The sequence below is a fragment of the Stieleria bergensis genome, assembly GCA_007745635.1.
Taxonomy (GTDB): Bacteria; Planctomycetota; Planctomycetia; order Pirellulales; family Pirellulaceae; genus Stieleria; species Stieleria bergensis.
Genome location: CP036272.1, coordinates 949354 through 956631 on the forward strand (window position 1 = coordinate 949354; position 7278 = coordinate 956631).

6 protein-coding genes are annotated in these 7278 nt (G+C 53.5%); 4 read left to right on the forward strand and 2 right to left on the reverse strand.

Translation table 11 applies throughout. The features are described 5' to 3' along the window. Positions 1 to 652 precede the first annotated feature (652 nt). The gene (gene hemQ / locus SV7mr_RS03055; RefSeq protein WP_419188023.1) at positions 653 to 1492 is read left to right on the forward strand and encodes a hydrogen peroxide-dependent heme synthase; all 840 of its coding nucleotides are present in this window, start codon (positions 653 to 655) and stop codon (positions 1490 to 1492) included. Between the two features lie 8 nt (positions 1493 to 1500). Here hemQ and SV7mr_RS03060 read toward each other — a convergent pair whose 3' ends face one another. Then, positions 1501 to 2412 carry a phosphoribosylaminoimidazolesuccinocarboxamide synthase gene (locus SV7mr_RS03060; RefSeq protein WP_145269106.1) on the reverse strand — a complete coding sequence of 304 codons (912 nt, stop codon included), beginning with the start codon at positions 2410 to 2412 and terminating at the stop codon, positions 1501 to 1503. A 376-nt stretch (positions 2413 to 2788) separates the two neighbouring features. Here SV7mr_RS03060 and SV7mr_RS03065 point away from each other — a divergent pair, with 376 nt between their 5' ends. The 3 genes from SV7mr_RS03065 to SV7mr_RS03075 are packed head-to-tail and all read left to right on the forward strand — an operon-like array spanning position 2789 to position 6200. After that, a complete protein-coding gene (locus SV7mr_RS03065) occupies positions 2789 to 4285 on the forward strand; it encodes an endo-1,4-beta-xylanase (protein ID WP_145269108.1) in 1497 nt (498 codons plus the stop codon). 36 nt (positions 4286 to 4321) lie between these two features. After that, positions 4322 to 5242, forward strand: a complete 921-nt coding sequence (locus SV7mr_RS03070; RefSeq protein ID WP_145269110.1) for an SMP-30/gluconolactonase/LRE family protein — start codon at positions 4322 to 4324, stop codon at positions 5240 to 5242. Between the two features lie 58 nt (positions 5243 to 5300). Next, positions 5301 to 6200 (forward strand): dihydrodipicolinate synthase family protein, encoded by a 900-nt coding sequence (locus SV7mr_RS03075; RefSeq protein WP_145269112.1) that lies wholly within the window; start codon positions 5301 to 5303, stop codon positions 6198 to 6200. 19 nt (positions 6201 to 6219) lie between these two features. On the opposite strand, the gene SV7mr_RS03080 is transcribed toward SV7mr_RS03075, so the two are convergent. Beyond that, positions 6220 to 6912 (reverse strand): hypothetical protein, encoded by a 693-nt coding sequence (locus SV7mr_RS03080; RefSeq protein WP_419188025.1) that lies wholly within the window; start codon positions 6910 to 6912, stop codon positions 6220 to 6222. Between the last annotated feature and the right edge of the window lie 366 nt (positions 6913 to 7278).

Genomic DNA, 7278 nt, shown 5'->3' on the forward strand with positions numbered 1-7278 from the left:
GTTCGTCCCATTGTTTCCGGTTTTTTGGGAGTCGATTCCGTTTCATGCCAAGCGATTGTCAGGGCTCTTTACACGACCGCAGAAACGGAAAATCCTGCGAATCTTAGCCTGATGGCGGTGCAAAAAATTAGGTGAAACGTGTCGAGTCTCGTCTCGTTGACGCGATTCCAGTGCGGAGGCATCGTGGACGGGATGTCGTGAAACACGTTTATCAAAATCAGCAGGCCGTTGCCAGATGAACCAAACGGTCGTCAGTGTGCGGTCGTTCACCTCGGTTTCAAACAGCGTTGCTGTCCCCTCTGCAGAGGTTATTGTATGGGGGGGGGATTGGTAGACAAAGAAAATTACGCGACATTTGGCGTGGTCGAAGTCAGTGCGACCGAGTCTTTGGATCAACTGGCAAGGCTAAGTTGATTGGCAGAGATTGCCATGAGGCCTGGTAGTCGTTGGCGGGGTGATTGTTTGCGAGGCTTGATGGGGGTGGGTTTCGCGCCATGAATCGATGGAAAACCTCATCCCTCCGCTGCTCGACCGAATGGGGAGTCGGTAGAATGTGGCCACCACCGTGTTGGGGCGTTGTTGCCGGTCTGGTACGGTTGGTCTCGAAGTTATTGCATTTCGTTTTGGCAGCCTTTTGTGAGCAGACAGCACGATGAATGGACGACCCAATCCGCACAGTGAACCGTTGCCCGAACCATCGACGATTCCTCTGAATGGTTGGCACTGCGGGCACTACTTTTATCGCTTCCGTCGTGAGGCAATGTCCGAAGGGTTGGGGCCGCAAGCGGTCGAGGCATTCCGGCAAGCATTGTCACCGCAAGGTGATGCCATGCCGCAGCGAATCGCCAGCTATTGGATTAGCGGTCACGAGGTGGATTTTGCTGTCATCGTGATGGATCCCGATCCAGCGGTTGTGGATTCGGTGCATCAGTCTTTGGTCGCTCCACCGCTTGGGCAATACGTTGAAGGCACTTGGTCGTTCGTGTCGATCAGCGAAGTCAGTGAGTATGTACCGACGATTGAGCGCTACCGGAAGCGTTTGATTGCTGAGGGCGCAGTTGAGGGGTCACCGGAGCTAGATGCCAAGATCGCTGCTTATGAGCGTCGGTTGCCGATGATGAACGAGCAGCGTTTGCGTCCGGAGTTTCCAGACTGGCCAGCGGCGTGCTTCTATCCGATGAACAAGAGTCGCGTGCCGGGAGCCAACTGGTTCACTGAGACATTCAGTGATCGCAATAGCATGATGGCTGAGCATGCACAGAGCGGGATAGCGTTTGCCGGTAAGGTTTCGCAGTTGATTACTGTCGGGGTTGGGCTGGACGATTGGGAGTGGATGGTCACCCTGTGGTCGCGCAATCCGGATTACTTAAAAGACATCGTCTATAAGATGCGTTTCGATGTCGCCAGTGCCAAGTACGCGGAATTTGGGCCCTTCTATGTTGGCTATCGAGCTGGCGCTGACGAGATTTTGAATCACTGCAAGTTGGCTTAGTCGCCGTCTTAGCTGGTCAGCCGATCGAACGCCTCTTTGTATTTGGCTGCCGTTTGGGCAATGATGTCATTCGGCAATACTGGAGGCGGACTGTTCAGGTCCCAGTCTGACGCGGCCAGCCATTCACGCACAAATTGTTTGTCGTACGAAGGTTGGGCGTGTCCCTGGGTGTAGACCGATGCATCCCAGAAACGCGACGAGTCAGGTGTGAGGACTTCGTCAATCAGCACGATTTCATCGCCCACGTGTCCGAATTCGAACTTGGTGTCGGCGATGATGATGCCTCGGCTCGCCGCGTGTGCTGCTGCTTTCTGATAGATCTCCAGCGTGCGTTGCTTGAGGTCATTGGCAAGCGATTCGCCAACGTCCGTGATCATGCGTTGCAAGGGGACGTTTTCATCGTGTCCTTCTTCTGCTTTTGTTGCCGGGGTGTAGATGGCTTCTGGTAGCTTGCTGCACTGCACGAGGCCTGGTGGTAGTTTTTCACCGCAGATCATTTCAGTGGCTTGGTACTCGCGCCAGCCGCTGCCTTCCAGGTACCCTCGAGCCACGCACTCGAACGGAATCACAGACGCTTTTTCGACCACCATGATGCGGTCGGTCAGAGGAGTGGTGTCGAACTGTTCGCTGATTTCTGCTGGGACTTCGCAGGAGATCAGATGATGTCGCACGTTGAGAAACTCAAACCAGAAGCGACTCATTTGAGTTAACAGTTTGCCTTTGTCAGGGATCCCGCAGGGCAGAATGTAGTCGAAAGCGCTGATGCGGTCGGTGCTCACCACCAGGAAGCGATCGCCGAGATCGTAAAGGTCACGGACTTTGCCGCTTTTCCTGGGCAAGGGCAGTTGCGTGCTGAGCAGGGCGCCGGCCTCGTCGAATTGGTAAAGTTCTTGGCTGGCTTGTTGAGAGTCTGCGTTCACGATGGGCTCGGAAGGAAGAGACGGTCCAGTGAGGCTGCGGGGGGCAACGGCCCGGCAGTTGAATTGGACCGTATTGTCCGGCAAAAAAGGACATTCGGCAACCTGCACTTGGCGGTGCCGGTGAGCCGCCGTTTTGCAGGAGGTTTGTCGTAGAGTTTTTTTGGGGGCGTTGGGGCTTTTTGGGGCGGCCCCGTGGTCGCAATGCTGTTGGATTTAGGCGGGTTGTAGCGGAAAAGCCAGTCGTACTGGTAAGCGCAGAAACTGTTTGGGATCGGCAAGGTGCCTGCTCGCGAGATTGTTCATTGAGCGGTAGAATTCAGACGATCATTGAGACGAACGAGGCTGTAGTTTTTTACGATAACGGATTCAGGCACTTATGGGACAATTTCAGTTTGCTGTCCCCTCTGATTCGATCTCGCTCTTGGCCCAGTCCAAGTGGCGAGACGCGTACATTTGTGGCGTGGAAGGCGTGCCATGGGAATGTAGTAATTCCGTGCAAGATGGCTTGTTAACAATTCGCCGTCCGCTGCGAGCTTCTGGCAAGCTTCATCTCAGCTTGCCCATAAAAGGTGTCGGGTATCGTTTGTTGTCAACCTGTGCGTTGGCTTCCGATCAGCCACCGTATCATTTGTTGTTAGAACTGGCGCGTGGCAGTTGTCAACGTGTTCGAGATCAAAGTAGTATCTGGCAACGTGCTGGCTTGCAAACAAGCGATCGATTCGGTGATTTGTTGCAACGCGGGACCTCGCAGTTGCTTGATGCGATGCAGGTCAAACACGATTCGGCGGCGTGTTCTCAGCACGCTTTGTTGGCGATCAATACCTTAGAGTCGGCAATTTCAGATCTTGGAGAATCGTTTGCTTTGCAGTCGATTGCGTTTCGCAAACATCGTGAGTCGCAGCTCGGTACCTTGCTGGCCGCGAGTGTGATTCCTCCTTCGCCAACAGGATCACTGTTGGTGGATCGCTTTGGCAGTGCTTTCAACAGTGTCGCGGTTCGTTTGAACTGGGGATTGATTGAGCGTGAGGCAGGGAAGTACGCGCATCAGCCCGGCGATCAAACCATTCAGTGGTGTAGTGAACGTGGCCTGCGCGTGATTGCTGGTCCATTGATTGATTTTCGGCGTCAAATGTTGCCGCCTTGGTTGTACTTGATTGAAGACAATTTCGATGGCTTGGTGAACTCCGTCACCGAATACATCGAACGAGTTGTGACTCGCTATCAAAATTCGGTTCATCTTTGGAACTGCGCCAGTTCGTTAAATACGCTTAGCGGTCTGGATTTAGACGAGGAGCAAATCATGCGTTTGGCGATTGCGATATTGCAGACGGTTCGTCGCTGCGCACCCAATACGCCGGCTGTGTTTTCCTTTGATCAGCCCTTTGGCGAATACTTGGCTCGGCGTCCCAATGGCATTTCGCCTTTGCATTTTGCGGATGCACTGGCTCGCAGTGGGTTGGGGTTAGCCGGAATTGGTTTGGATGTTCGATTAAACTATGCGGAACACAGTACGGCGGCGCGATCGGCGATGGACTTTGGCGCCATGATTGATCGTTGGGCGACGTTGGGTTTACCGATTCTCGTTCAGCTAGCTATTCCCGGTGACGTTGGTGCTGATCCGCATTCGATCATTCAGAACGAAGCGAATGTGAGTGGGCAGAACAAAGCCGAGTTGGCTGCCGCACAATTGCAGACTGCCGGGCCAATCTTACGAACCTTGTTGGCCAAGCAGTTGGTGCATGGAGTGGTTTGGGATGGTTGGTCGGATGCTGAACCACACGTTGAACCGCATTCGGGTGTGATTGATCCAGTGGGGACTGTGCGACCGGTCTTGGAATTGTTTGAACATCTGCGATCTGAGTTTTTGTCCTAGCTGTTTAGTCGTTGGGTTACATTGAGGAAACAATCGATGAAAGCGTTGTCATGTTTGGTGTGTCTTGTGGGGATGGGTTTGTTGAACTGCAGTAATGTGCGGGCGGCGGAACCCATTGAGCCGATTGGTGAAGTGCAGGTCGTTGGTGAGGGCTACGCTTTTACCGAAGGCCCGGCATGGCATGCAGAAACAGGGACGCTTCTGTTTAGTGACATTCCTAATGCGACGATTCACCGAGTTGGGTTGGATGGCAAGATCACCGTCTTTACCGATGACTCGAAGTTCAATAATGGGATTTTGATTGATGCTCACGGGCGGGTGTTGGGATGTCAAATGGCAGGCCAAGTGGTTCAATATGATTTAGCATCGGCAAAGGCAACGAAGCTGGCGTCTGAGTATGCGGGGGCTCGCTTCAACGCTCCGAATGACTTGGTGGTTGACCAAGCGGGAGGGATTTATTTCACTGATCCTTTGTTTCGAGCTCCTCAGCCTTTGCCTCAGGGCGGCCAATTTGTTTATTACATTGCCGTTGATGGGACGGTTTCTCGTGTGACCGAGGATTTGGCGGCGCCCAATGGGATTGGTTTGTCACCTGATGGGAAACAGCTCTATGTCTGTCCTAGCAAGCAGTCCAAGATGCTTGTTTATCAAGTGCTTGGGCCTGGGAAGCTGTCTTCTGCGAAGAAGTTTTGTGATCTCAAGCAACCGGCAGGGAAAAGTGAGACAGGTGCCGACGGGATCGTTTTAGATATTCAAGGCAACGTGTATATTACCACGCATCTGGGCGTGCAGATTTGTTCGCCAGCGGGTGAGTTTTTGGGTGTTGTTTCGTTTCCTCAGCAACCGGCCAACGTTTGCTTTGGTGGCGAAGATTGGCAGACCATGTATGTCACTGCTCGAACGGGGGTTTATTCGGTTCGGATGCCGATCGCCGGTTTGCATCCAGAGAGCAAGTAGGTGCGAGTTGTTAGGGTTGCCTGTTTTTGTGATTCGAATGGTTGAGTGTTAGAACGATATGTTGAACGCGGAATTTGAACCTAGTCATTTGGCGACCAGCGTGTTTGCTGTTCCACCGCTTGCTCGAGATCAGCAGGGGGTGATTTCGGCGGAGGAGAATGCCAGGATTGTCCAGCATATTGAACGCGGCGGGGTGCGTTCTCTGCTGTATGGTGGGAATGCAGTGTTTTATCACATGCGCCTGAGCGAGTATGCTGCGGCGCTTGATATGCTTGCCCAGATCACCGGTGGCCAGACAACCGTGGTGCCTTCGATTGGCCCGGCGTATGGGTTGGCTGTTGATCAGGTTGATGTCTTGAAGGAGCGCGAGTATGGAACGGCGATGTTGCTTCCTTCGCGAGATGTGGTTGATCAGCAGGGAATTGCCAGTGGGGTTCGTCGATTGGCGGAACGATTGGGAAAGCCGTTGGTGCTGTATTTAAAGTTTGATCGGTGGTTGTCACCGGATCTAGTTGCGGCACTGGAGCAGGATGGTGTGATTTCTTGGATCAAGTACGCGGTTGTCTTAGATGATCCGGGGCAAGACGACTACTTAAAAGAGTTGTGCGAGATCTTTCCGTCGGAGCGAATGGTCAGTGGCATTGGGGAGCAGCCAGCGATTGTGCATTTGCGAGACTTTGGGATCACTGGATTTACCAGCGGTTGTGTGTGTGTGCGTCCGGAGAAAAGCATGGAGATGCTTCAGGCCATCAAGGCTCAAGACTGGGAGCTTGCGGAGGCGATTCGGAGATACTTTTTGCCGTTGGAGGATCTACGGAACGAGTACAGTCCGATTCGAGTGTTGCATCATGCTGTTGCAGAAGCGGGGATTGCCAAGACGGGTGGGCTGCTGCCTATGCTCAGTGATTTGGGCGAAGACGTGATTGCGAAGATTCGAGATGCGATTGCTGGAATGTAGTTCTGTGTTGGTTAAGGCTTCACTTCAGCCAGTTCATACTTGGTAGACCATAGGATTGGCGTGTTGTCGGGTCTGAGAGTAGGGTTTGTTGCAAGAGGGTGTGTAGCCATTGTCTGGATGTGTCGTTCAGTTCAGAGCCGACGGTGATTTCTTTATCAGCGCGAAGGTACAGTTCCTCTGAAGCATTGTGTCGGGACCGGGCGCCTGTTTTCCGGCGTTCGATGGTGGAGACTTGCTGAGGGTCAAAGCGTCTTTTTCGCATGATCCCAAATGCTCCGGTAGCGACTGAGCAGTCATCTTCGCGGAGTTGAATTTTGATCATGCCGGCAAAAGACATGAGAGTAGCGAAGAGGATGGCGATTCCGATAGCGACGAAGGGAATGAGGAAGACACAGAGAAAGATTGTGCTACCCCAGCCCATCGGTTCATCGTTCATGATGGGCACGCCATTGACCAGGCCGGGGATGGGAGCGTCTTTGGGTAAGGGGCCGAGGAGGTTGAAGTAGATGCCGGCAAGGGCGGCGCTGACGAAGACGGAAACGATCCCGTTCCAGAAGACGGCCATTCCCAGAGCGACCAGTCCGGTTTTCAGTGAGCGTATGGAGGCGCGGAGGGTCAGGCCATCGCCATCGACGTGGAGGGTGCAACCGGGGGGAGGAGTTTTGATGAGTGAGATGACTTCATCTCGTTGGTAATCGGGGTGGTCCATCATGGGTGAGGGGGTGGTGAGGCGGGGCGGGCTGGACGAACGCTTGCATTCAAGATCACGTCGTGGCATGCCAGATTGTAGTCTTCGCAAAAGTGGCTGAGTGATGGAATGTTGCGACGCTTCATTTCTGGTTGGGGGTGAGAGTCACTTCGTCGGTTTGCGTGCTAGCATTTCTTTCACGGGGACAGTCCCGTGCCTCTCATTTCGTCGGATTGCTTGCTAGCATTTCTTTCACGGGGACAGTCCCGCGCCTCTCATTTCGTCGGATTGCATGCTAGCATTTCTTTCACGGGGACAGTCCCGCGCCTCTCATTACTTCGTCGGATTGCATGCTAGCATTTTTTTCACGGGGACAGTCCCGCGCCTCTC

Coding starts and splice junctions, on each gene's coding strand:
- SV7mr_RS03075 (WP_145269112.1), top strand. CDS start 5,301: ATGTTGAACGCGGAATTTGAACCTAGTCATTTGGCGACCAGCGTGTTT.
- SV7mr_RS03070 (WP_145269110.1), top strand. CDS start 4,322: ATGAAAGCGTTGTCATGTTTGGTGTGTCTTGTGGGGATGGGTTTGTTG.
- hemQ (WP_419188023.1), top strand. CDS start 653: ATGAATGGACGACCCAATCCGCACAGTGAACCGTTGCCCGAACCATCG.
- SV7mr_RS03065 (WP_145269108.1), top strand. CDS start 2,789: ATGGGACAATTTCAGTTTGCTGTCCCCTCTGATTCGATCTCGCTCTTG.
- SV7mr_RS03080 (WP_419188025.1), bottom strand. CDS start 6,912: ATGATGGACCACCCCGATTACCAACGAGATGAAGTCATCTCACTCATC.